Here is a 23839-nt window from a genome sequence, read left to right on the forward strand (position 1 = left end):
CCCGTTAATTTAATCATTTGATGAAATTTTAGTTATTAATCAATAGGCGCTTGAATGCTTTGGGGGTAACGCCAAAATAATGTTTGAATTCTTTGTTTAAATGGCTTTGATCGACAAACCCTGAAGAATAGGCAAGCTGTGAAAGTGAGTTAATATTGTATGAACTCAAATAATCTTTAATCTGATTGATCCTAATAATTGATTGAAACTTTTTGGGAGAAATTCCAATATGTTCATTAAACCAGCGCCGAGCAGTTCTTTGAGTGACGTATTCTTGCTCGACGAGCTTTCTCACTTGAATACTGGGCTGATGTATTATGTAATTGATTAAATTATCCAGCTTGTTATGAGTATGGCCTTGACGCATAAGAGCCGCAGTTAACAGATGATTAGCTTGAGAAATAACATTATTATGATTTTCAATTGAGCCTAGTGAAGCGAGATTTTTAAAAAAATCCTCATTCATTGATACACTACCATTGGTAAGGTGACTAACATTCATTGGAAAAAAATGTCTCGTCTGGCCTGGGCGAAAACGAATTCCGAAATACCTTGCCCCAAGCTCTAATGGAGCCAATGCCACTTGAGTCGCTGTACCGAAACAAAACACTTTGACCGTTTTAGAGGTAGAAACCACAATATCAACCACTCCGTCAGGCTCTACCTTGTGAAACTCTTGGCAGGTGTTATACCCTAGCCAATACACTTCTATATACTGTGATAGACAGCTTGCTGGGGAAAAGTACTTTACAGGCTCATTGAAGAAGCCTTCCATTATCATCTCTAGAGTGGGCTTAAGTAATTTCATATTTGTGTCTCATATCTAGAATGGTTTTGTCAGTTCAATATTTAACAATATCATTTTTATTCCATTATTCCATTATTCCGTTAGATGGCAAACTATCATAAGTGACTCCGATACAAAGTGAGTAAAAGTCATTATCCAAATTCGGTTGAAACTTCACTGATTATCCTCCTTAAACCTTATCAATAATTTTTAGGAAAAGCCAAGCTATGCGCGTTTTGAGATACTGATTGCGCGAAATTTGGTAATAGATATTGGAGGGAAGTGCGTAAACTGTGTTTCAGTTTATTGTTGTTATAGTCGTCTTGGAGTTTAGTTTTTATGAATTTGTATTTTCGCTTGATTTTTACTTTATTGAGAAACTTTTATTCAAAACAGTTACATCCGTTAGTTCCAGTAAAAAGCAATTTTCGTGTGATGCCTTGGGACCTTGATGCCTTTGGTCATATGAATAATGGCCGCTATTTGCAGATCTCTGATGTAGCCAGGGTCGATTGGATGAGCAAAGCAAATATTTTAAATGCTTTATTAAAAAATCGATGGGGGGCTGTGTTGGGTGGAAATCTCATTCGCTATGAACAAGCGCTTAATATCTTTCAAAAATACACGGTAAAAACAACCGTTGACTGTTGGGATGAACGTTGGTTTTACATTCGACATATTTTTATTTCAACGAGTGGTAAAACTGTAGCTAAATGTCTGACCAAAGCGGCACTTGTTGGAAAACAGGGGTGGGTTGGTACTCAACCGATTATTGATCAAGTGGTGCCTGGTTTAGAGTCGCCTCAGATGCCAATAGATTTCCGAAACTGGTTGATGGCGGAAAGTTTGATTGACCACACACCGCCGTTTGAACGCCTAAAATCTATTTAGTTATCGAAGGTGGTTTGCCATTCGTAAATAATACGGCGCAAATTAGGGCAGCCTACACCGCTGTCTCCAGATTAATTGAGCTGGAGACAGTTTAGAATTGTTATAATCTTAATCTATATTGTTCGGGTTTTCCAGGATGTATAGGTAACCGCGGTTAGAATTAAAGACCAATGTCTTGCCCAAACTTATTAACGGAGTGACGAATTATATTGAGATGGGAGACGTCTGTTTCATAGGATTTTCTTGGGAATCTCTTGTGCCCTGTAAAGCTTGTCTCTTGAACTTGGATATGTCCCGATTCTACCTGGCTTCCCCAATAAGGGTTCGTTCCCCAAAAACCAAGTTTGCCGCCGGTTCGTTTATTTCTTTGATAAAAATTATGGGCACTTTTGACATTGTTGTATTTTAAATTGAATACTTTTTTATCACTCAAACTATGCGGATCAAATGTAATCAGTTGATCAATAGTAACTGGCCCATTTTTTCTTCGACCCAGTGCGTTCGCCACGTTGATTGCCGCGTTTCCTCCTCGACTATATCCAATTAAAACAACTTTGTATCCCGCTTTTTTTAAACCTATAACTACATTCCTAATGTCCACTTCATGGTTAGCTTTAAACATCAGGCCGCCTTTTCCTTCTATCAAAGCTTTTAAATTTTGGTTTTCATATCCTTTTTTGTTAGCGCCATAGATTCCAATATAAAAAACTTTAGAGTTCTCTGCTTTGTCTTGTTCAGATTCATCAGGTGTTTGTTCTTTAGGAGACTCACCTTCTTCTTGGAGCCCACTCGGATCCCAGGCATTAATAGGATTATTGGACGTGTAGTGATAAAGGTTGTAACTGTGAGCCAGGTAAGGGTTAAAATCTCTGGCGGGGTCCGGTGTTAAGAATCGTCCGTCAGTTGGATTTTGATATCTTGCTTGCATGTAAATCAAGCTTGTATCATCATCACTGTGAACACCGGTATAGCCGTAGGCACCTCGGTGTTTCTGGGTGTCATTCTGGAATAACTGCTGACCGTAAGGTGAATATTCGTTACGAATTAGATTGTTATCATCATTACTCCAGCGAACAACTGGATTACCCATACGGTCAACGAAGGTAAATTGTCGCTCTTCATCATAAGCGTTAGTATCGACATTGCGCTCATGATTGATAGTCAGTACATTATTGCCATTCATGCCAACGAATTCTTTTACAGCATCCGCTTTCAAAGGTTCTGTGTTGTCGCTCTTGCGCAATGTGGCAAACCCATAGGTTTCTTGCTTTAGGATTTCGCTACCCGCACCCAGCTGGTTAAGTATGAGTTTGTTGTCTTTTGCCTTGAAAGATGAAAGTCTTTTCCCCGATGCGTTATAGCGATAGGCCTCGACAATTTGTAATGAGTGTTTATCTTTGATGAGTTTCAGGCGACCACTGTGGTCATAAAAGTATCGATATGCGTCATCTTCTTTTAGTCGTCCCAATTCATCATAACGCCAATTGTCGCGATGATAACCATTAGTATATTCGGTTGATGGAAGGGCTCGCATATCTTCAATGGCACCATGCTCGGTCAGATTGCCTTGCGAGTCGTAACGATAGTTAATGGGGTGGTTGTTGAAATTAAACAAGCTAAGCTGGCCTTGCTGGTTATAACCGTAGTCAACGGAGTAGGTTACCATTTTATTTTTGGTTGAATCGCTTTTGCCGGACTGAAGTCCGAGTCCAAGTCCATTATATTGGTAACCACTTAAGAAACCGCTGACATCATAGCCATGCATGGTGGCTCGATACCATAGGTTGTTGGATTGTTTGATTGAGCGTTGAGTAAGATTACCGAGCGCATCATAGTGATTAGACTCGGTGATATTGTCATTACATTCGACTTGCCAGTCGGTTACTAAACCTGCCTCATTGTAGTTGCTAATGCATTTGACGGGAGTATTTTGGTGATTTATTCGTTTCACCGCGCCTGCTAAATTATATTGATAACTTTGAATGTGTTCCTTGTTGTCAATTTGATAGGCAATGAAATCGATTTGCCCTTGTGCGTTGTATTCGAGGGCTAGCTCTTGTTTGACTAACGCAAGAGCAGTGCTGGTTGATAGTACAAAATAAATGCAGCTGTATCTTAGTATGTTTTTCATATCTGAAAGTTCATTCGATATCTTGTTGAATTATCTTTCTATCATATTTCCTCTTTGCTCTTGTTGTTTATTAAGGAATGAGCATTCTTTGCTAAAAACCGCGCATGCATCGCTCCGTGTGCGCAGAAAACCGCTTAGATGCTTGTTTGTTGATAAAGCGCGCGCGTTCTGTTGTATGTTTTACTCTCTCATTTTTTTAGGATCGGTGTTCTAAATCCCATGTTTAAAACGGAATGAGATATGCGAAATTTGAAAGCATTTGTAGTATTAGTTTTAGTAACCATTTTTGCTTTTCCGGTTCTTTCAAATGAACCGGAAAAAGATAGCATCTTTAAGCCCATCGATCCGATGACATCGAGTATTGAAGAGTTTGGTAACACAATGAGTGTACCTTTCGTTAACATTAACGAATATACTGGCAAAGTATCTTCTACCTTGGGTTCGTTTGGTTCAGGCAAGCTTCCACTATCACTTCATTATTTACAGAACGTGTTTGAAGCAAGTAGCGAATCTCAACAAATTTCAATGAGTAATACCGGTTTGGGGAAGCAGTTTCATTGGAATATTGGTTATCTTGCCGTCAATCCTTATCGTCCTTCTACAAATTCGTCAAACAATAGCCCGGCAAACAAAGGTCATAATCTTGAAGTGGTATTAGTCGAGCGTGGAACAGAAAATAACTTCTACCGTGATACCGTTTTTCAAACTAAACATCCTGCGTTAAATGGAGTAAAAGGAGGAAATGTAGAGAGTGTCATTATATGCTCGATACATAACAGCGAACATCGGCAAGCCGTTGAGCATCTCTATTCGACAGGTGTTGGAGAACTTCCTTGTGTCGATCCGTCCCCGAATATGGATAACCATTTCTTAGATGCAGATGGTCGAAGGCTTCAAAGACTTGTCTTTGAGAATGAAGGGAAACGACGGCCTTTGTTTGGGCTTGAAACCTATCAACTAGTAGATAATGATGGAACTGTAACGACTTTCTATCCGGCGAGCGACAATATGACCTTTGCCACTTATTTACCCGCATATTACTATCCCGTTAGAAAGGTTTTCCCAAATGGGGAAATGGTTGAGATCCGCTACAACGGTATTGGCATTTATGGACTGACGGTTCCGGAGGATACTGATGAGTTGTTCCATTTATCAGGAAGACAACGAGGAGAATTTAAACCTCAGTTTCTGCGTGACAGTTTGAGTCGCGGACTGATTGTGCATTATGGTAAAGATGACACTAAGCTATCTTCTTTCGGAAAGCCCATCGCGGTAACGCAGCAAACTTTTATTAATCCTGTCAAAGACTCATCTCCAGATAACTACTTCGAACCGGATCGTTGTAAAATTAATCAAGGAACTTGCCAACTGTTCACAAATATTTTTTACGACCTTAATATCATTGAGATGTCTTCGGCGTTAGGTCATAAAACAAGCTACGAGTTCCGGCCTTTAGCAGAAAATGAGAATGGTTATTCGCCAGGAAGCTTATTAGAAAAAGTAACCTCTCCAACAGGCGGCATTGTTGATCTTGCTTACGACGCTATTGAACTCCCAAAAGTTGTCCACATTCCCCGAGGTCATGGTGAAGGAGGTACTTACTGCCCGGTTGAGTCTAATACTAATTGTGTCTTTTTGGTTGAAAACTACTATGCCAGCCACCGAGTTACTCACGCCACCTATCAAGGAATGCGATACGATTTCTCTTACCGAGTTGCTAGTGAAAGTGATCTTCCTGAACTCCGTCCATTTACTGCAAAAACTGATGCGCATCTAACGCAATTTAGAGTTGATGTAAAAGGTTATGATATCTCACTCGATCAAGAGAATACCGATAAGGGTTTCTTGAATAAAAATTCAGGCTCGGCGATCTATCATCGTACTACTTTCTATCATCATCATGATATGTATCTTGGACAGCCTCGAGTCAACACAACGAAAGATTTAATAGGGCATGCTCTTGGTAAAAACGAAAGTTACGTTAATTCGTCCGGGCAAAAATCAGGGCGCTCGGAGCACTTTATTCATGAGGCATTTGAGTACACCAATTCAGATGCCGTGTATGAGTTTGGTGAGGCGCAAGGCAATGGTGATACGCATAAAGTTACCAGACTCAAAAGCCATCGAATTAAAAAGGATGGTGTATGGGTCGTTAGCCATAAAGAGTATCATCGTGCTCTTATTCAATCGATACCCAAACGTAATCATGTTCACTCAGTCTATTTTCATTCACCACAACCTCGATCTATTGTCCGATATATGGAGGGACAATCATCAACCCAAAGGCTTTGGCAAAATTTAGGTTATGATGATCTTTACTTTAAACAATCTGTCGGAAGTGCAGGTATTGACTTTGATAAAGTATACGAAGTTATTTCTCCAGAGATTTGCAACAACAATCCAAGTGCCTGTGAATCCTTAGCTTTAATGCCGTGTAATAGTCACTTTCCCCAGGCTTGTAGCAATGTAGAAGTGATAAAAGAAAACTATAAACCCACAAGAATAGGGGCTTTGGCTTCTATTGAGTCAAGTATTAAATCTCCCGGTATCAATCAACCTTATTTGAATGGACGTTATAAGCGAGCTTATGTGGGAAATTCATCTAGGCTTCACTCAGAAAAATTTTATACTCGACCTGACTACTATTATCAAAAGACTTTTGATTATGATTGGTTCCAGGGTAACGGGTTTCAGGTAAGTAACACAGATATATCAGGACACAATGAAGGGGAACTTCGATTGAATAAAGGTTACTTTTCAAATACTCCTATTGGTTCGTCTACGATTGAAGAGATATTAAGTTACCAATTTGGTGTGCCTCGCGAAATTAATTTACCTGACAGCGGTAAGTCGAATCCAAGAGAAATATCGCGTAACTTAGTCGATTTTCTTGGTCGAACGTTAGTTGAGACTAATCATGGTGTAATCACAGAAACCGCTTATGATAAAGATGGACGTGTTACGGAAAAGAAGAATATCAATTCTGACGTCAACACCCCCGATGCGCCTGTAACCTATCAATATAGCTTGCCTTATGATTTGTCTTCGCCAGTATTGCCTTCGGATTTTTCTTCGGCTAATGGACGCACCAACTTTGGCTGGCAGCTGGAGCGAAAAGGCGAAATCTCCGACGTCTCTACCAACGGCTCTTTGACCCTGGTTGATCGTTGGGGCAGAACCATTCGCTCTACCTCTAAAGTCACCAACGATGTCATCCCGGTAAATGATCAGTATTACAGTGCTATCGGTTTACCCGTGATCAAGCAGCTTGCTAGTGGAGCGACTTCTGAGACCGTCCATGATATATGGGGCAGACCAGTAACTAAAACGGTTCGTGACGCATCCGGCAACGAATTATCGACCAACCATTATTATTATCGCTTACAGGGTAATGGTATTAGCGAAACCATACTCTCTCGTACTGTTACAGATCGTGGCATGAGTAGTGAATTGAGTGATGTAACTGGCGGCTTATCGGAGGGGGGATCGCGAGCACTGGTTAGGCACATGGTCAGTGATTTTTTTGGTCGGCCGATCCAAACCGGTGTTGAACGTGATACTACTTTTAATGGAACTGGAACTCCTTCTATAAGCCGATATGTTCGTTATCAGTATGCTATTGATGATAACTCGGCTTTGGTGACAAACATTATTCCTGATTGCTCAATTGAGTCAAATATCGCTTGTGCAAGTGAGCAGCAAAGAACACGCAGCACGACAAACAATTGGTTAGGACAATTGGTTTACGAGTTTCACCCTGAGTACTCTGTTTCAGGAGCTTCGCTTGCTTCTTCTTGTGAGGTTGCTTTTGCAGATGATGGTGAGTTGTCAAGCGGTTCAAACGCTGGGATTCAATACTATTATGATTTTAAGGGACAGCTTGAACAAACCGTTGATCCATTAGGCAGTACCCACTTTGAGTATTATCCATCGGGTAAACAAAAGAAAATTACTCGTTTTGAATGTGGACAAGAGAGAGTCGTAGGTGAATTTGAATATGATGAGCTGCATCGTCTTACTCGCTCAGCCAATGGTCCGTTGGATGGTAGTCAATCGCTCATCGATGAGTTTGTTTATGATGGTTTAAACAGACCCACCAATATATCGACTGATATGCCGATGCCTGCGCCTGCTCCGTCAGCATTAACAATGACAGAAACAGCGCCTAATGGTGCCGTGACCAAACAGTTCAAATGGACTGGAGATTCTGCGCAGTATCTCTTAGAGGTTAAGCGAAACGATCTCGAACCAGTTGTTTTTGAGATCGAGAATTCAACTGAAAATTTGTCGATTAATCGAGCATTGTTCTTAGCGCAAGCCGAGCGAACAGCAAGCAATAGCTATTCACAATATGTGACCGATGCTGAACGTGACGATGGTGATTTTTTCAATCCATCGGCTCAGTATCTGTGGCGGGTAACAGGTTTATCGCAAGATTATGAGCCTACTGTTCCTACTGACTGGACTCCGCTTTCTGAGTTACCAAGTGCTCGTTTAGAGTTGTCTTCCCAAGCAATTAACTTTGGTCCAGTAGCGTATAACAAGGCTCACTCCGCCCGACTCACAGTAAAAAATCTTTCTGGTAGAGAAATTACAATTTCTCCGAGTGAACTGGCGTCACCTTTTTCCGCGCGACTTATTTCGCAAAGTGCGACCATAGCACCTGACGAAACACTCGTCCTGTCTATTGCTTTTTCTCCACCAGGTGCAGGGCAATTTGAAGGCCAACTCAATCTCTCGGTTAATGGTGCGGTAGCTGAATCTGTTACTCTCTCTGGTGAAGGGGTTCCTCAGGCAGCTTCGTCTGCGTCGATTATTTTAAGTGGTCAACCTATTCACACCAGTGTTGGTGAGTCAACAGTGACCACATTTGATATTCAAAATAATACCGGTACATCGTTGCAAGCTGTTGTTGAGTTAACCGCTGATCGAGAGTTTTCTGAATCAACCATCTCTGGGGGAGGGCAAGTAGTATTACCGGCTCCTACGGGAAATTCCGTCTCCAGAGTAGGAGTCCAGCTAAATACCAATGGCCTTGCAATGGGGCAGGAAACCCTCATCATCAAACTGTTAGTGAGTGGAGAGGTTGTAGACACAAAAACGATCGATGTTTATGTGGATAGCAACATTTATGCTGGCGCTTTGGCTGTTAACAAAACTTCGATTGATTTTGGTGACGTCGAACAAGGGCAGTCCTATAGTGACTTTGTTATTGTGACTAATGGGCAAAAACATTCTGTGATCACTAATTTGTCTATCAAGCTATTTGATACAGACGGCAATGCCTATCGAGGAAGTGTATTTAAGTTGGTGCCGACGGATACCGGCTACCAAGGCGCTTGCAGAAGAGTTGCTGGTCCAGGTGTTGATCTACTGGCTACTGATAGTCAGCGTAGTTGTCATGTGAGAGTCAGTATGCAAGGCTCTCAATATGCAAGTATTGGAGCACATGAAGCAATCTTGATTATTGAAAGACAAGAGCGAGATGAAAATGGCGCGTTAACCTATTCGACGAAAAGGATATTTTTGCGAGGAAGTATATCTGTCGGCGCTGATGTCTATCTGGGAGATTACTACGATCCAGAAAGACAGATCATTCGGTCAGGTACAAGTGGATCACTACCGGCCTTTACTATTCGACGAGGGCAGCAGCTCCCTGATCCGCAGAGCTTGCTTACTTTGGTTAATCGCGGCCAGAAAGCGGCAAATGTAGTGATTAGCATGGTAGAGAATCAAGATAACTTATTTATCTTCCCTGAGTCGCCGTCAAATGGGACTCAAATGTCGTTTTCTCTGCATGCGGCAACTTATAATAGTGACGGTACAATCAATTGCACGAACAATTCGTGCGGCTATGCGCGAATTAGACTTGGATTTAACCCGTCGAACAACGAGCTTGCATATGGTTCTTATCGCGCCAAGATTCGTGTGTCTTGGCGACAATTGGATGACAATGGTAGAGAATCTTCAGACCAGGAGTTTTTTGAGTTTGACGTTTTCGTGAATCTCATCGGTGGCACCGTGCTCGTATGGGACGAAAATAATCAGTACACGACCTTTCCTGATGCTGCGGCAGGCACTCGGCTTCAACTTCCTCTAGATATTTCTAATGAAGTTGATTTTGGCGTGCCGATTGACAGTCTAGAGTATTCACCAATATTTGAATCGGTATCGTTGCATGGTGACGTTAATTTGTATGGTAGTGGTTATTACATTCACAGTAGTGGCACTACACCATCACATGATTATTTAGAAGTAGTACTTGCCCAGGAGCTTGCTAATGGTACTCACCAGGGAGAAGTGTGTCTAAACTACTCTGGTGAGTCATTGTGTAAAACCTATACTGTTACGGTTGTTGACGAATTTAGGATTCACTTTGATGAGAGTTTCTTTGGTGCCGGTGATGATAGAATCTTGGTTAAAGCGTTACTCGAAGATCGTGATCATGAGATAGTCGGACAGTGTGCTCAAGTGTGGTTTGACAGAAAGTGGAACCAGAATAGAGAAGCTATTTACTTTTTAGAGGGACTTAATGGAGAGCAAACGGAGTTCTATTTTAACCAGTATAGCTATCGTTATCCATACATATTGAGGAATGCAGGTGATAAAGAGATATCTCGAATGCATTATGTCGGTGCAGTTCAAGTTTGTGCGCCGCCTTCTGCTGCTGGCGAGCAAGCCAGAATTCGTGTGCAGATTCAGGATAGGGATACTGGCGCTAATGTTAAAGAATACTTCTCGAAACCTTTCTATACATTATTTAATAACATTGATATCGATTTCCCTAAAGAAGTGGTATTTAGTGATGTTGGCAGAACCAGTCTTAACTATCAGCCCGTCGCGTTTGTGAACTTAAATGCCTCAAAAGCTAAATTAAGACTGGAATATGATGCTCCGCTTTCAGTCTTGTCGGGCGGAATTATAGAAAATGGAGAGCTGACAAAATTGGAATCCATTAAATCGATCCGCTCTTTCGAGCTAGCCGATAATCGCTCTTCTATTTATCAGCGTGCTCAATATAACCTTACTCTCGTTGCTGATGAGCTGAATACAAATTTGGCCTATGTTAAGATCTATAACGCTGAAGGGGGGTTAGTTAATGGCAAAGCGTTTGATTTTATCCGTGTCCGTATTGAGCAACGTCCAACGTCAGCTATTAATTCTGGAATATCGGTGAATGTATCATCAATCAACTTAGGTGAAGTTCATGTTAATGAATTGAAGCGTGGTTATGTCCAAGTTGTTAATAATAGCGATGTCGTTGTAGTAGGTATGTTGAGTTACAAGGATTATGTGAGTCAAACGACTCAGATTCGTCAAGAACATAGAAATCAATTCTTTAAGATCCCTGCGCAGTCTTCGGTTTTAGTGCCGTGGGAACTTCATGTTAATAGACACCGTGTTTCTGAAGGTGAATTCAATACCGAAATCTATATTAAAGCAGATGGCCATGAGATTAAGACGATCCCGGTTATCTCCACCGTCGTTGGTGAGCCTGTAAGGTTGCCCGACCCAATACTAAGCGATCTTTTTCCGTCGAGTTCAATTTATTGGGATCCTCGATTCCAACCTCATGGTTGGGATGCTGTTGTTGGCAGAACCTATGCCTTAGATTCGAGCTCTTTACCAGATGTCTATCAGGATTTGCGTAAGCATCAAGAGGTGCGTTACTCAATACCAGTAGAAAGTGATATACCCTGGACAAAAGTTAATGATTATCTCGGCTTGATGAGAGGAACTCGATTGACTTCTAGTCAGGAGTTAAGGCCAACATTCAATGTTGAACAAGTAAACTACACGGTTGGTGAGCCAGGCACTATTAAAGTTCCTGTGGTCTTTTCTCCTTCTCAGCCAGGCCGCCATGGTGCTTATCTAGAGGTTAGAAATGGTGAGCGTGTATATCGTTTCGTTGATACTTTTATTGAAGGTTACGCGATTGCCGATCCGCTTCTTATTGATGGATTAAACTATCGGGGTGAGTTCTGGCGACAATATGCTGACAGTGATTTATCTCGACGGGACATTTTTACAGGGGAGTTCCTATTTGATGAGAACGGCCGACATGTTTATGGCTACAGTCCACAATATTTCCCTATTGGCCTGACCAATTCGACCAGTGAAGCTATGACGGTTTCTATTGAGCGCGAGGAAGATTCTTTTACTGAAAGATTGTGGCCGAAACTCACCTATTGGTGGTTGAATCAAGTTAAAAATGAAACTGCGGAATATATCATTCAACCGGGGGAGCGAATCACAACTAACGCTGTTATTGAGGAATGTTCTAGCGTGGATAGTTCCTGGTATTGTTCTGGCTTTAATACTGTAGGTCTGAAGATTCGCATTGATGGTCAACCTTATCGAACTGTCATGTTGCGCTCTTGGGGAGGTCTTGATCAAGAACACTTGAGGAATTTTGATCTTCTGACCCGATAGTTAAAGTTCTACGGAGAGCATCTACCCATCTTCAAGATGTTATAAAGTTTGGGCCCTCAGACGATATTTTTTAATACTTTATGGACATATTGTGGATACATCATTTAAATTAAATTTTTAAACAAAAAAGCCCTTGCTAATCAAGGGCTTAAATGTGTGTGTTGGTGGAGGCGGGGGGGATCGAACCCCCGTCCGCGAATCCGCTGCTCTCGGCACTACATGCTTAGTTAGTCTTTAAATTAACCCAAAACTGATCCGACTAACAGGAAGTTTCAGGCGAGTTTGCTTAGTTTTAACGCTTGGGGGGCAAACACCCTTACACGCGAGTCTCTGTAAGTGACTGTTAAACTTCCTACCAGTGACGCTCAGAAGCAACAGTTAGCCTTAAGCGGCTAAAGCGTAGTTGTCGTCGTTTGCAACTATCATTTTTCAGCTAGTGGGTACGAGGTTCGCTGACACCTCGGCATGCACCTTGAGTTTTGTAATCCTCGTCGAAGCCATGTCGCCCCCAAGTAATCAGCTTTATGGGCTGATTTATTACTCGAAACAAGACCTAAATTATGCCACACTTAGAATATTATATAAATCAAGAATACATTAAATATATGAATTAATTGTTTTAATTCAAGTACTCGATGGAAAATACCAAAATTAACAATAAGAGATATGCTCAAGCAACAGATGTTGGTTGTGTACGAGAGTTAAACGAAGATTCGTTGTTTTGTAATGAAAACCTCTGGTTAGTTGCTGATGGGATGGGAGGACATGCGTGTGGTGAGGTCGCCAGTGGTATTGCCACTGAGACTATTGCAAGGGAGTTTATGCGCACAGGAGATTTGGTGGTAGCCATTGAGAGAGCACATCACAATATTCTTGATGCTAGTAAAAGCAAAGCGTCACAGCAAGGAATGGGAACCACTGTCGTTGCTTTGACTGGAGACTCAGAGAAGTATTTTGTGGCTTGGGTGGGTGATAGCAGAGCTTATTTATGGGATCATGCTCGTTCTCGTTTAGCTCAGATTAGTGAAGATCATTCGCTAATTGTGAGATTGGTTAAATCGGGATTGATTTCTGCCGAAGAGGCTCAAAAACACCCTCAAAGACATATGATTACTCAATGTTTAGGGTCGGTTGAAATAGAACAAGTGAATGTTGATAGCTACCAAGATAATTGGCAGGCTAATCAGCAAATTTTACTTTGTAGTGATGGTTTGACTGATGAATTGAGTGATAGTGATATTGCTCAGATACTCAAAAATAATACAAGTAAACAGACTAAATTAGAACGATTAGTGGAGGCTGCTAAAAAAGCAGGGGGAAAGGACAATATTAGTGTTGTTCTTGTAGATTCCCCAGTTGCTGATAAGCCTACACTTTGGACTAAACTAAGATTGTTATTTAAATTTTAAGCACGAATGCGGCCTAGAGGTATGAATGACTAATAAAGAAAAACAAAAGAATTCTACGGGTCCACAAGGAACTCAGGTATTTGATTTATCTGATGTTAATAAAATGATTGCAAAGGAAATCACCGAATCTCAACCAGATGGGGCTAACGTACCTGCACTCGTTGGGGTGAGTGAGAATGTTAGTGGCCAAAGATTTATCCTTAATCAGGATAAACTTGAAGTTGGGCGTAGACCGAATAGTGATATTAAATTAAGTGATGCAAGTGTTTCATCAATGCATGCTCAAATCATCCGAGAAGATAATGATTGGAAAGTTCTCAATTTGTTATCTTCAAATGGTACGTTTGTGAATGGCGAGAAAGTGGCAGAAAAGTTTATTTATCCGGGAGATCGCATTGCGTTTGCTGGTGCTGAATTCGTGTATACTCTGGTTGAAAAAACGCATTTGAAAAGAAGCACTTCAAAAAAGCATACTATAACATTGACTGCATTAATGCTTGTATTGGCTTTTGCGAGTTTATTATACTTTATATTGTAACCAATATGTCGAAAATTCAATTTCACCCGCCGCCACCTATACCTATGAAACCTGATCCGCGAGAAGCGACACCTCAAACTGTTGGACGCTATCGTATACTTAATGAGGTCGGTCGTGGGGCAACTGCGTTTGTTTATAAAGCTTATGATCCTCAGTTGGATCGCTTTTTGGCTATTAAGGTACTTCGCCAAGAATTGGCGCTTGATGACGATTATAGACAGGCCTTTGTTAAAGAAGCACGTTTAGCTGCGCAGCTGACTCATCCTGGGATTGTGACTATTTATGATGTAGGGATTGCTGATGATAAACCTTATATAGGCATGGAACTACTCGAAGGTGCTACGCTAGAGCAAATTTTAAAAACGCAAGGTAAGCTGAATTTAAGAACGGTGTTAGCGATGTCTATCCAGTTATCGCGAGCATTAGAATATGCTCATCGGCAAGGGGTTGTTCATCGCGATATAAAACCGGGAAATATTGTTGTCTTGAAAGATAAGAAAACAGTTAAGTTAACCGACTTTGGTATTGCGCAATTAGATGATAATTTAAGTAAGGTTGGTAAACGTTCAGACAAAGTAGTTGGCACACCTGAGTATATGGCGCCTGAGCAGGTTTTAGGACATCCAATAGATAGCCGTTCTGATTTATACTCTTTGGGCGTATTAATTTATCGTATTTTAATGGGGTTACCACCGTTTGTTAGTGATGATTTAGGGCAGTTATTTAAACAGATTATAAAAAATAAACCGCCTAGAATTTATATTGCTGAAGAAAAAGTTCAAGATGATCTGCAAGACTTGATTCGGAAAATTCTACAAAAACAACCCAATAAACGGTTTCAATCCGCAGCGGAAGTAACTGCTGAAATGCGTATGATTCAAAATAAACTGGGTCAAAAAAAGAAAGCTGACAACCAAGAATACCTTTCTCTTCGGTTTCGATGGACTGCGACTATGGCTGGTGTTGTTTTTGTTGCAATGTGTATTGGTTTGGCAACTGTTTATTTTATGCAGTATAAGGCGTTATCGGGTATTACCTTTGATTATGGGCGTTCAGTTGCTCGTATGATTGCTTATATTAGCTCAGAGCCGGTCTTATTAGAGGACCAGATTGGTTTAAGTGCTTTAATTAAAGAAACCAGTAGTAATGAGCAATTAAAAAGTGTGGCGATAATGAATAATGAAAATATTATATTATCATCAACCAGTAGTGAGTTAGTCGGAACAAGTTTTGTTTCTCCTGAAAATCGAGACCTAAAACACACTTTAGACAATATTAGCATTTTTCAGCGCGAACTTGAAAATGAAGAAGTGTTGTTTGATATTGAAATGCCAATCCTTTATGGTGAAAAGACTTTGGGGCATTTGTACCTTTCGTTTAGTGCTGACTCAATGTACGGTGCATCTAAAACGACGTTAGTAACCATGTTAATTGTAATGATGATTACATTATTTGTTGTGTTTGTAATTACACTTGTGTTAGCTAGAAGAACTTCAAAGGATTATCAGCGGGTTACTCAAGCATTGAATAAAGTCGCAGTCGGTCGAGTCGATGCTCGTTTGATTAGTGACAGAAATGATGAAGCTGCTCAACTATTTGCGGCATTTAATCGGTTAGCTAGTTTTTTAGAAAGCAGGCTTCAAACCCGCGATAAGGTGAAAACGCATACAATTAAACACGCAACAGTTAAAAAAGGGCAGTCGCAACCAGAAAGTCAGGTTGCTGAAACTGTTGAGTTGGACATTGTTTCGCACTCAGAAAATAAATAAAACTTTCTATGTTTAGGAATAATTGATGCCTATTGTTGAAAATATTGATCCTTTTATTATTGTGGCTGTATTTGCAGGTTTGTTATCTGTTTATTGTTTTTTATCTCTATTAGTCAAAATTAAAAAATTGAAAGCTTTTGCTGCCTTACAGCGCTTAACGGTGTTTTTATTATTGGCAGCCATCACGTCATCGGCTTCTTTATTAGTTGTGGGGACTCAAGGTTATCAAGCATTAACTAAAGAAGAATTAGTGGCTACTATTAATGTAACGCCAACTGGAGAGCAAGGTTATCATGCCAGAATGTCTTTTCCTGATGGTAGCCAACAAATTTTTGCGCTTAAAGGTGATGAACTTATGGTAGATGCTTATATTCTTAAGTGGAAACCTTGGACCAATTTGTTGGGGCTCCACACTGCTTATCGCTTAGAGCGAGTGAGTGGACGTTATAAAGAACTGGCCGATGAAAGATCTAAACCTCGTACTGTATTTGCTGTTAATAGTCGTGCTGGAACAGGTATGGCTAAATGGAGAGAGGATTATGAAATGCTTTCTTTCTTGCTAGATGTTGAACATGGCTCAGCAAGTTTTGTCAATGCTGATTCTGCCGACACTTTTAATTTATTGGTAACAACCAATGGTTTAATGATCAGGCCCGTTGAGCAATCAATCAATTAGTTTTTGTTAATTTTTTCTTTTTGCAAAGAAGCCTTCTTTTTTCGAGCTTCTTTAGGATCGGCTATGAGTGGACGGTAGATCTCAATTCGGTCTCCTTCTCTGAGAGTTTCATTGAGCTTGCATACTTTGCTGAATATGCCAACCTTATTCTTTGCAAGATCTATGTCTGGATATTTGTCGAGTATACCTGAAGCAACGATTGCTTGTTTAACCTGACAACCTGTTTTTACTTTTATTGTGATTAACTCTTGCTCTGTTGGCAGAGGATAAATCAATTCTACAGTAATTAATTCAGCCATAAATCTGTTGCGCTCTTTCTGTAAAAGCATTTACCATTGAATGAGTTAGCTGATTAAATATACTGGCAAAAGCCATCGATGCTAATTTATTAGAGAATTCAAACTCAAGTTCTAACTCTATTTTACAAGCATTCTCTGCTAGTGGAGTAAAATTCCAAACGCCTACAAGGTGACTGAAAGGGCCATCGAGTAGTTTCATATTGATCTTTTGATGATCAACTATCGTATTATGAGTTGAAAATGATTTAGCAAAACCTTTTTTGGATATTTCTAATGTTGCAGAAACTTCATTTTGATTCCGGTTAATGATTTGAGCCTTGCTACAATATGGAACAAACTTTGGGTAAGACTCTATATCGTCAACTAACTGAAACATTTGTTCACTAGAGAACATGACAAGAGCACTTCTATTTATTTTTTCCACTGTTTAGCTAATTCCACATAGATAATTAATATTGATTGAGTTTTTTAAGTAGCTTTTGAGTTCTTTGTGTATATTTTTGTGCAAGCTCATTGCCGGGTTGAATTTGTAAGATTAGATTCCAGCGAACCATTGCTTGTTTTAATTCGTGATTTCTGTAAAGCACTACAGCTTGCTCATGTAGTTTATTGAGTAATAGCGTTTCCATTCTGTGACTGTTACTCTGAGCCGAATACTCTTGGTGAAGCTTTTTGGCTTGAACAAGCTTTTCTGCCGATTCAACATAACTTTCATCTTCAAAAAGTAAGACCGATTCGTCTAAGTATAATGACACATACTGTTTTTTGATGAATAAGTTATATACAGACTTTTGTGCATCATGGCGGCTTGACTGAGAAAGTTGTGTTACTTTTTTTAGCATTGCTGAACGTTCACTTAAAGAGGCTGCTGACATAGCTACAGCGTTTAATATTTCATTTTGAATTTTCAAAAGCGCATCACTATCTTTATCTGCAATAAACAAGCTGTTCGCTTTTTCAAGACCTTTATAATAATCTTTTTGAGTTTTATATTGGTTAATGAGAGCTAGATTGGCTTTTGAACGTTTTTGTTCTTTTTTAAATAATCCACTGCTTGGAGTAACTGGAATTATAATAACTTCTCCAGGTTGCAAGCTTAGCGGCTTAGCAATGTTATTCAATTTAGCTAAGCTGACAAAGTATAATGAGTTACCAAGCCATGATTCAGCAATTCCACCAAGTGTATCGCCAGCTTTAACAGTGTAACTGGTCTCTCTTGAAGTGTTGAATAACGCTTTGGGAGAAAGAACCAATTGTTTATTGAGTAAATTAGCAATGGAATGTTGCTTGTTTTTTTGTAGTATACGTTGAATTATTGTTTGGGCTTTTGAGTATTGGCCTTGTTCAAGCAAGCTAATTGACGATTCTACTAATGCACTTTGATTGGATTTTGAAGAAGTCTTTTCTGAGGTGGTTGTTTTATTGGTTGGCAATAGCTCACAACTGGACAATAGAGCAACACTCAAAGTAACGATAATAATTCTTTGATAAAAAGCTAACATTTAATAACTCAATTAGTTAAAATTATTTTTCATTAATCGTTGTTTATCTCGATTCCACTCTTTCGCTTTTTCGGTAGCGCGTTTGTCATGGAGTTTTTTGCCTTTTGCAGTGCCTATTTTTAGTTTAACTAAGTTTCTAACCCAATAAAGAGAGAGTGGAACAATGGTATAACCGTCTTTTTGTTGAGCGTCAATTAATTTACCAATTTCAGCATTATGCAATAACAACTTACGATTTCTTGTCGGCAAAGGTGTGATATGGGTTGATGCCGTTATTAATGGAGACACATGACACCCTTGCAAAAAAGCTTCACCACTATGCAAGTTAATATAGGCGTCTGTCAGGTTCGCTTTTTTTTCGCGCATTGCTTTGACTTCCCATCCTTCTAGCGCTAAACCTGCTTCAAAAGTGTCTTCAATAAAATAATCATGACGAGCCTTGCGGTTTTGTGCGATCGTATTTTCGGGTGTTTTTTTCTTTTTTCCGGCCATTTAAAGTATTTTTTGGGGATATCTGATGAAAGGGATTATAGGGTAATGGAATGGATTTGTCTTCATATAGCCTGTAAAAATCAATAACCTCCAAGTTTGGAGGTTGTTGAATAAGCGCTTATTTACTTTTGAGATTTTTAAATAAAGAGGTGGCTAGTCTAAGTTACTAGCCATAAGGAGTAAGCGCTAGCGTAGCATACTGTTAACTTTTGCAAGATCTGCTTCGGTTAACAACCCTGTTGCCTGTTTCAGTTTTAAAGTGTTTAAAATATAATCATATCGTGCTCTTGCATGTTGACGTTTAGCATCAAAAAGCTGTTGAGTTTGCAGCAGAACATCAACAATGGTGCGTGTTCCAACTTCAAATCCAGCTTGTGTTGCTTCTAGTGCGCTTTGTGAGGAAACAACGGCTTGCTTAAGTGCTTTAACGGAGCTAACGGCTGCTACTACACCAAGGTATGCACTACGAGTGCTGCTGACTGCTTTACGGTGTTCTGCTTCCAAGTTATGGGCGGCTTGTTGATATAAACTTTGAGATTCTTTGACTACGGAGTTAGTGCGACCACCAGAATAGAGAGGAATACTGACATCCAGTGATATGCTTGTTGATGGGCCCGTCTGGTTTGTTGTCGCATCAACAAAGCCTATGATTTCTCCTGCATCATTTTCCCTCGGGAAGGCTGGCGAGCTATTATCTGTGTCTTGATCTCGGTAAGTTGCTGTGAGGCCTACTGTCGGATAGTGATCGGCTCTAGAAATACCGATTCTTCTTTTTGCAATATCAAGACCGACTTTTGAGGCTTTAATGGCAACATTATTGCTTTCCGACTCTTTTACCCATTGTTTTATATCGGTTGGTTGTGGATTTTTGGGTTGTATATTGTCTTTTAGCGATAAAAGGTTGTAGTGATATTGGCCAGTAATTTGTAGCAGAGATTCATGGGCATTATCTAAGGCATTTTGTGCGCTAATTTGGTTGGCTACAGCCCGATCATGACGAGATTGAGCTTCATGTACGTCTGTCATGGCGATAAGACCGACTTCAAACCTTTGTTTGGTTTGAGCAAGTTCTTTAGATACAGCTTCTGTTTCTGATTTTGAGAATGCAACACTGTCTTTGGCTGCTAATACATTGAAGTAGGCTTCGGCAACGCGAATAATTAAATCGTGTTTTGCACCTTCATGCTGTATGTTAGAACGAAGAGCTTCTTTTTCTGATTGAGCTAGGTTGAGCCAGGTTTTGTGGTTATAAATTTCTTGTTTCAGTTGAACATTCCAGTCGACTCCATCACTTTCTGATTCTGTTTTTTTAACAGCATTGATGTCTTGTGGAGAGTTTGGGTCATTTATTGGAGTAAAAATCCCTGTTGTTGTTGAAGTTGACTCAGAGTCACTGATACCGTAGCCGACTGATGCATTTAATTGAGGGAGTAAACCGGCAAGACTTTGATTAACACGCTCATTGGTCGCTTTACGACCGGCATCACTGGCAAGAAAGGTTGGATCATTATCTTTGGCTAAATTATAGACATCGAGCAGGTTGTCAGCCCAAACACTCGAAGATGAGTAAATTAAAAAAATACTGAGTGCTGTCTTTGTTAATTTTTTCATTTTATTACCTGTTAATAGTCAAAAATTCTTGGCTAATTCCTTTGGTTCAATGTCGCCAATTTAATATTTAAAAAACAAAATTCCGTGCGAGCTAGAAATTAGGTGTGTTAGTATTGTAACTCACCTAGTGGTAAACGCTTAGAATAAAGTTATTAGCAAATCATTTGATTTGTAAATGGATTTTTCAGTGATTAAACCAATGAGCACCAAAACTTATTACATTCAAAACACAAACTGATTGGTTTTTTCTGAGTTAATTAATATGGGCGCTTCTGTTGGAAATAATGATTCGCACTCCCATTCCTCTGTATCATTTAGCCGACAAATATTAACTGATTGGGCTCCTTCTTCACCTAATATGGCGACTACTCTGCCTTTTGAAGATAAATTTCTCTTGAGTGAGTCGGTCAGTGTGGCTAAGCCTGATGTGATCAATATTACATCGTAAGGAGCATGTGCTAACCAGCCTTCTGAAGCATCTACTTCTTCAATGATGATATTATCAAATGCCATTTTCTTTATCGTTTTTTGAGCGTTTTTTACAAATTCAGCAATAATATCGACGCTATAAACTTTGGCGGCTAGTTTTGAAAGTATTGCACTCGAATAACCACTACCACAACCAATCTCTAGTATTTTTTCGCTGCCCGTAAGTTCCATAGCTTGTATCATTCTGGCAAGTTCCCTTGGAGGCAGCATGACTTGGTTATGACCTAAAGGAATCGAAGTATCTGCATAAGAGATACTCCGGTGTTCTTCTGGAACAAACTGTTCTCGTGGAATTGTTGCCATTGCCCCTAGCAGTTTAGTGTCAAAAACTTTCCAAGGTTTAATTTGTTGTTCGATCATATTGAATCTAGCTTTTTCAATATTCATAGTAGGCAAACTCTTGAGGTTATTGATTCTGGTTATTTTGCACCAGCAGGTTTAATATTGCCAATGTTCTATAAAAAATATGTAAAAAAGTTGAGTCAAAAAATGAAAAAAAGCAAACAATTAAAGTTTGAGGTTTTAGACAAAGAACATTTGTATGATGGTTTTTTCAAAATGAATCGTTATACATTGCGTCAACAACTTTTTCAGGGAGGGTGGAGTGGTGAATTTCAACGAGAAGTATTTGAACGTGGTCATGCTGCTGCAGTTTTACTTTATGATCCAGATAAAGAGTCTGTTGCCTTAGTTGAACAATTTAGACCAGGTGCTATCGAAACTGAAGAATCACCTTGGATTATTGAGCTAGTGGCAGGAATGATTGAAGAGGGAGAAAAACCGGCTGAAGTCGTTTGCCGAGAATCGTTAGAGGAAGCGGGTTGTGCAATTAAGCGGCTGCGTAAAATCTGTGAGTATTTAGTGAGTCCAGGTGGAGCAACTGAGCGTATTTGGCTTTATATCGGTGAGATGGATAGTACAAAGTTACCTGAATTTGGAGGATTGGACGATGAAAATGAAGATATTAGAATTGTTAACATAACTGTCAATAAAGCGTTTGATATGTTGGAAAATGGGCAATTGAACAATGGAATGACCTTAATTGCCCTTCAATGGCTTAAAATAAATTGGCCAAACAGGGTAAAAATTTGGGAAAATAGTGAAATTGGACACAAAAAGAACTAAAAGTCACCTAAAATTATAGGAATGTTTGGGTAATTAGAGCGAATTTATCCTTAAATTAACTGTGTCCTTTATACAAAGTAACCGTTGTTTGGAAAATGAATGAGTGAGTCGTTGACAGAAAGAAAGCACTTAAATGTTAAGGTAGGTTATAAACCCGATCTTGAGGAAATGTTATCCCAATGTGAATTGAATTATTGGTTATTAAAGCAGCTATCTCCCCGTTTTATTGGGTTAGCTAAAGAGAAGGATAATAGTGCTGGAATAGGTGAAAAATTTCAGTTTAAAACAAAGGCTGTTATCCTTGAATTTGAAGTAACAGATTTGGCCCCCTATACAACAACAGCAAAATTAATGATTAAAACCCCAAAAATCGGTTTGAAACGTTGTTTAGATTTAATAGTCAGACTATATCATGACGCGAAAATGGTCGAAGTAATGGAGGGTAGTGGGCCTGCTGCAATGGCCGCTATTTACCCAACAGCTAATGTTCAGCAAAAAAATGTTGATGAAAAGCGTCAAGTTAATCGTTTTGTCGGAGAGTGTTTGAGAGCCTGTTTTGACATAACACAGTTGCAATTAGTTAACTCGCATGGAGAAAAATGACGATATCATGGTTGATAATATAGAACAGATTCCGCATGAAATTCAGCCTGGGCGATTGGATGTTGTCAGGCTGGCACAGATTACTGATTGCCATATATTTGCAGATCCTAATGGATGCTTATTAGGCTTGAATACACGGGATAGCTTCGAAGCTGTTTGTGAGAGGTTAATACGCGAAGAATGGCGCCCAGATGCCTTATTGACAACTGGTGATTTATCTCAAGATGCATCCCCCCAAGCTTATAAGTATTTAGCTGATTACTTTAAATCGATGAAAATCCCGACTTTTTGGTTAGCTGGAAACCATGATGATTCAGATACCATGGAGCTTTATTTAAGTAATAGTCAGGTTTTTGCTGCAAAGCAGATTTTATTAGGGCATTGGCAAGTATTAATGCTGAACTCTGCCGTTAAGGGCAAAGTTCATGGCTGTTTGGCAGCAGATCAAATTCGCTTTTTGGAACGAGCACTCAGAAGGTATCCTGACAAACACACTTTAATTTGTTTGCATCATCAGCCAGTTGAAGTCGACTGTGAATGGTTAGATCAAATTGGTTTAATTAATGCTGATGAGTTGAATCAGGTTGTGGAACAACATTCACAAGTCAAAGGGGTTGTATGGGGGCATATTCATCAAGAATTTCAGCGTACAATTAAAGGGGTTCAGTGGATTGCTACTCCGTCTAGTTGTGTGCAGTTTGAGCCTGGTTCTGTTGATTTTAGTGCTGGTGTTGAAGCCCCTGGATATCGTTACTTAAACCTTTTTTCCGATGGTCGGATTGAGTCGGTTGTACACCGAATTGATAATGTTGAGTTTGTCGTTGATTATTCTATTAAAGGCTATTAACTCAACTTTACATAATGAGGTATATGTTAACTTTATTAATTGACTGCTATGATTGTTCATTATAACTAGTTCTAGTGGTCATTAACCTACCGTAGTATTTAGCGCTTTAAATTTAACCAATCTATATCAATACGAAGAAGCTAGCTCATTATTGAGTAGATTTATTTTAGGGTTAACTATTGCGTTTGTTGTTAATTGACGCGATTATATGCCGTTATTTTTTAATTCAGACAATAA

The 23839-nt window shown here is 39.7% G+C and carries 17 protein-coding genes and 1 other RNA gene; 9 read left to right on the top strand and 9 right to left on the bottom strand.

From position 1 onward, the window contains the following. Nucleotides 1-28: 28 nt before the first annotated feature. Nucleotides 29-808: a DUF6597 domain-containing transcriptional factor gene (locus ACT5E3_RS05350; protein ID WP_444997278.1), complete on the bottom strand. Its 780-nt coding sequence runs from the start codon at nucleotides 806-808 to the stop codon at nucleotides 29-31. A 318-nt stretch (nucleotides 809-1126) separates the two neighbouring features. Here ACT5E3_RS05350 and ACT5E3_RS05355 point away from each other — a divergent pair, with 318 nt between their 5' ends. Continuing rightward, a complete protein-coding gene (locus tag ACT5E3_RS05355; protein WP_444997279.1) occupies nucleotides 1127-1678 on the top strand; it encodes a thioesterase family protein in 552 nt (183 codons plus the stop codon). Between the two features lie 160 nt (nucleotides 1679-1838). Here the strand turns inward: ACT5E3_RS05355 and ACT5E3_RS05360 are convergent, their stop codons facing one another. After that, nucleotides 1839-3809, bottom strand: a complete 1971-nt coding sequence (locus ACT5E3_RS05360; protein ID WP_444997280.1) for an RHS repeat domain-containing protein — start codon at nucleotides 3807-3809, stop codon at nucleotides 1839-1841. 240 nt (nucleotides 3810-4049) lie between these two features. Between ACT5E3_RS05360 and ACT5E3_RS05365 the strand changes: the two genes are divergently transcribed. Beyond that, nucleotides 4050-12242, top strand: a complete 8193-nt coding sequence (locus tag ACT5E3_RS05365) for a choice-of-anchor D domain-containing protein (protein ID WP_444997281.1) — start codon at nucleotides 4050-4052, stop codon at nucleotides 12240-12242. A 162-nt stretch (nucleotides 12243-12404) separates the two neighbouring features. On the opposite strand, the gene ssrA is transcribed toward ACT5E3_RS05365, so the two are convergent. Further along, nucleotides 12405-12752: a transfer-messenger RNA gene (ssrA, locus tag ACT5E3_RS05370) on the bottom strand. 125 nt (nucleotides 12753-12877) lie between these two features. On the opposite strand from ssrA, the gene ACT5E3_RS05375 reads away from it, so the two are divergent. From ACT5E3_RS05375 to ACT5E3_RS05390, 4 genes are read left to right on the top strand one after another with little or no spacing between them, the layout of a single operon-like run. After that, a complete protein-coding gene (locus ACT5E3_RS05375; RefSeq protein WP_444997282.1) occupies nucleotides 12878-13651 on the top strand; it encodes a Stp1/IreP family PP2C-type Ser/Thr phosphatase in 774 nt (257 codons plus the stop codon). A gap of 25 nt (nucleotides 13652-13676) precedes the next feature. After that, on the top strand, nucleotides 13677-14189 hold the full coding sequence (locus ACT5E3_RS05380) for an FHA domain-containing protein (RefSeq protein ID WP_444997283.1): 513 nt from the start codon (nucleotides 13677-13679) through the stop codon (nucleotides 14187-14189). A gap of 5 nt (nucleotides 14190-14194) precedes the next feature. Then, nucleotides 14195-15958, top strand: a complete 1764-nt coding sequence (locus tag ACT5E3_RS05385; RefSeq protein WP_444997284.1) for a protein kinase domain-containing protein — start codon at nucleotides 14195-14197, stop codon at nucleotides 15956-15958. Nucleotides 15959-15983: 25 nt separating this feature from the next. Continuing rightward, nucleotides 15984-16634: a hypothetical protein gene (locus ACT5E3_RS05390; protein ID WP_444997285.1), complete on the top strand. Its 651-nt coding sequence runs from the start codon at nucleotides 15984-15986 to the stop codon at nucleotides 16632-16634. On the opposite strand, the gene ACT5E3_RS05395 is transcribed toward ACT5E3_RS05390, so the two are convergent. The 6 genes from ACT5E3_RS05395 to ACT5E3_RS05420 all read right to left on the bottom strand — a co-directional run bounded on the left by ACT5E3_RS05395 (nucleotide 16631) and on the right by ACT5E3_RS05420 (nucleotide 21414). Further along, a complete protein-coding gene (locus tag ACT5E3_RS05395) occupies nucleotides 16631-16933 on the bottom strand; it encodes an RnfH family protein (RefSeq protein ID WP_444997286.1) in 303 nt (100 codons plus the stop codon). The two genes, ACT5E3_RS05390 and ACT5E3_RS05395, sit on opposite strands and share 4 nt — an antisense overlap. Continuing rightward, a complete protein-coding gene (locus ACT5E3_RS05400; RefSeq protein WP_444997287.1) occupies nucleotides 16926-17357 on the bottom strand; it encodes a type II toxin-antitoxin system RatA family toxin in 432 nt (143 codons plus the stop codon). Before ACT5E3_RS05400 ends, ACT5E3_RS05395 begins: the two co-directional genes overlap by 8 nt. 25 nt (nucleotides 17358-17382) lie before the next feature. Continuing rightward, nucleotides 17383-18435, bottom strand: coding sequence for a LysM peptidoglycan-binding domain-containing protein (locus ACT5E3_RS05405; RefSeq protein WP_444997288.1), 1053 nt, complete (start codon nucleotides 18433-18435; stop codon nucleotides 17383-17385). Between the two features lie 12 nt (nucleotides 18436-18447). Continuing rightward, nucleotides 18448-18927: an SsrA-binding protein SmpB gene (gene smpB / locus ACT5E3_RS05410; RefSeq protein WP_444997289.1), complete on the bottom strand. Its 480-nt coding sequence runs from the start codon at nucleotides 18925-18927 to the stop codon at nucleotides 18448-18450. A gap of 186 nt (nucleotides 18928-19113) precedes the next feature. Beyond that, nucleotides 19114-20538, bottom strand: a complete 1425-nt coding sequence (locus ACT5E3_RS05415) for a TolC family outer membrane protein (RefSeq protein WP_444997290.1) — start codon at nucleotides 20536-20538, stop codon at nucleotides 19114-19116. Nucleotides 20539-20760: 222 nt separating this feature from the next. Next, the gene (locus ACT5E3_RS05420; protein ID WP_444997291.1) at nucleotides 20761-21414 is read right to left on the bottom strand and encodes a protein-L-isoaspartate O-methyltransferase family protein; all 654 of its coding nucleotides are present in this window, start codon (nucleotides 21412-21414) and stop codon (nucleotides 20761-20763) included. Between the two features lie 102 nt (nucleotides 21415-21516). Here ACT5E3_RS05420 and ACT5E3_RS05425 point away from each other — a divergent pair, with 102 nt between their 5' ends. The 3 genes from ACT5E3_RS05425 (at nucleotide 21517) to cpdA (ending at nucleotide 23602) form a co-directional block, all read left to right on the top strand. Next, on the top strand, nucleotides 21517-22152 hold the full coding sequence (locus ACT5E3_RS05425) for an NUDIX domain-containing protein (protein WP_444997292.1): 636 nt from the start codon (nucleotides 21517-21519) through the stop codon (nucleotides 22150-22152). Nucleotides 22153-22251: 99 nt separating this feature from the next. Next, nucleotides 22252-22755 (top strand): DUF1249 domain-containing protein, encoded by a 504-nt coding sequence (locus tag ACT5E3_RS05430; protein ID WP_444997293.1) that lies wholly within the window; start codon nucleotides 22252-22254, stop codon nucleotides 22753-22755. Then, nucleotides 22742-23602, top strand: coding sequence for a 3',5'-cyclic-AMP phosphodiesterase (cpdA, locus tag ACT5E3_RS05435; protein WP_444997294.1), 861 nt, complete (start codon nucleotides 22742-22744; stop codon nucleotides 23600-23602). The genes ACT5E3_RS05430 and cpdA overlap by 14 nt, the downstream gene beginning before the upstream one ends. Nucleotides 23603-23839 lie beyond the last annotated feature (237 nt).

It is taken from the genome of Aliikangiella litoralis, from assembly GCF_052495765.1.

Bases quoted from the DNA above. Each gene is read 5' to 3' on its own strand.
- ACT5E3_RS05350 (WP_444997278.1), bottom strand. From the start codon at position 808: ATGAAATTACTTAAGCCCACTCTAGAGATGATAATGGAAGGCTTCTTC.
- ACT5E3_RS05355 (WP_444997279.1), top strand. From the start codon at position 1,127: ATGAATTTGTATTTTCGCTTGATTTTTACTTTATTGAGAAACTTTTAT.
- ACT5E3_RS05360 (WP_444997280.1), bottom strand. From the start codon at position 3,809: ATGAAAAACATACTAAGATACAGCTGCATTTATTTTGTACTATCAACC.
- ACT5E3_RS05365 (WP_444997281.1), top strand. From the start codon at position 4,050: ATGCGAAATTTGAAAGCATTTGTAGTATTAGTTTTAGTAACCATTTTT.
- ACT5E3_RS05375 (WP_444997282.1), top strand. From the start codon at position 12,878: ATGGAAAATACCAAAATTAACAATAAGAGATATGCTCAAGCAACAGAT.
- ACT5E3_RS05380 (WP_444997283.1), top strand. From the start codon at position 13,677: ATGACTAATAAAGAAAAACAAAAGAATTCTACGGGTCCACAAGGAACT.
- ACT5E3_RS05385 (WP_444997284.1), top strand. From the start codon at position 14,195: ATGTCGAAAATTCAATTTCACCCGCCGCCACCTATACCTATGAAACCT.
- ACT5E3_RS05390 (WP_444997285.1), top strand. From the start codon at position 15,984: ATGCCTATTGTTGAAAATATTGATCCTTTTATTATTGTGGCTGTATTT.
- ACT5E3_RS05395 (WP_444997286.1), bottom strand. From the start codon at position 16,933: ATGGCTGAATTAATTACTGTAGAATTGATTTATCCTCTGCCAACAGAG.
- ACT5E3_RS05405 (WP_444997288.1), bottom strand. From the start codon at position 18,435: ATGTTAGCTTTTTATCAAAGAATTATTATCGTTACTTTGAGTGTTGCT.
- smpB (WP_444997289.1), bottom strand. From the start codon at position 18,927: ATGGCCGGAAAAAAGAAAAAAACACCCGAAAATACGATCGCACAAAAC.
- ACT5E3_RS05415 (WP_444997290.1), bottom strand. From the start codon at position 20,538: ATGAAAAAATTAACAAAGACAGCACTCAGTATTTTTTTAATTTACTCA.
- ACT5E3_RS05420 (WP_444997291.1), bottom strand. From the start codon at position 21,414: ATGAATATTGAAAAAGCTAGATTCAATATGATCGAACAACAAATTAAA.
- ACT5E3_RS05425 (WP_444997292.1), top strand. From the start codon at position 21,517: ATGAAAAAAAGCAAACAATTAAAGTTTGAGGTTTTAGACAAAGAACAT.
- ACT5E3_RS05430 (WP_444997293.1), top strand. From the start codon at position 22,252: ATGAGTGAGTCGTTGACAGAAAGAAAGCACTTAAATGTTAAGGTAGGT.
- cpdA (WP_444997294.1), top strand. From the start codon at position 22,742: ATGGAGAAAAATGACGATATCATGGTTGATAATATAGAACAGATTCCG.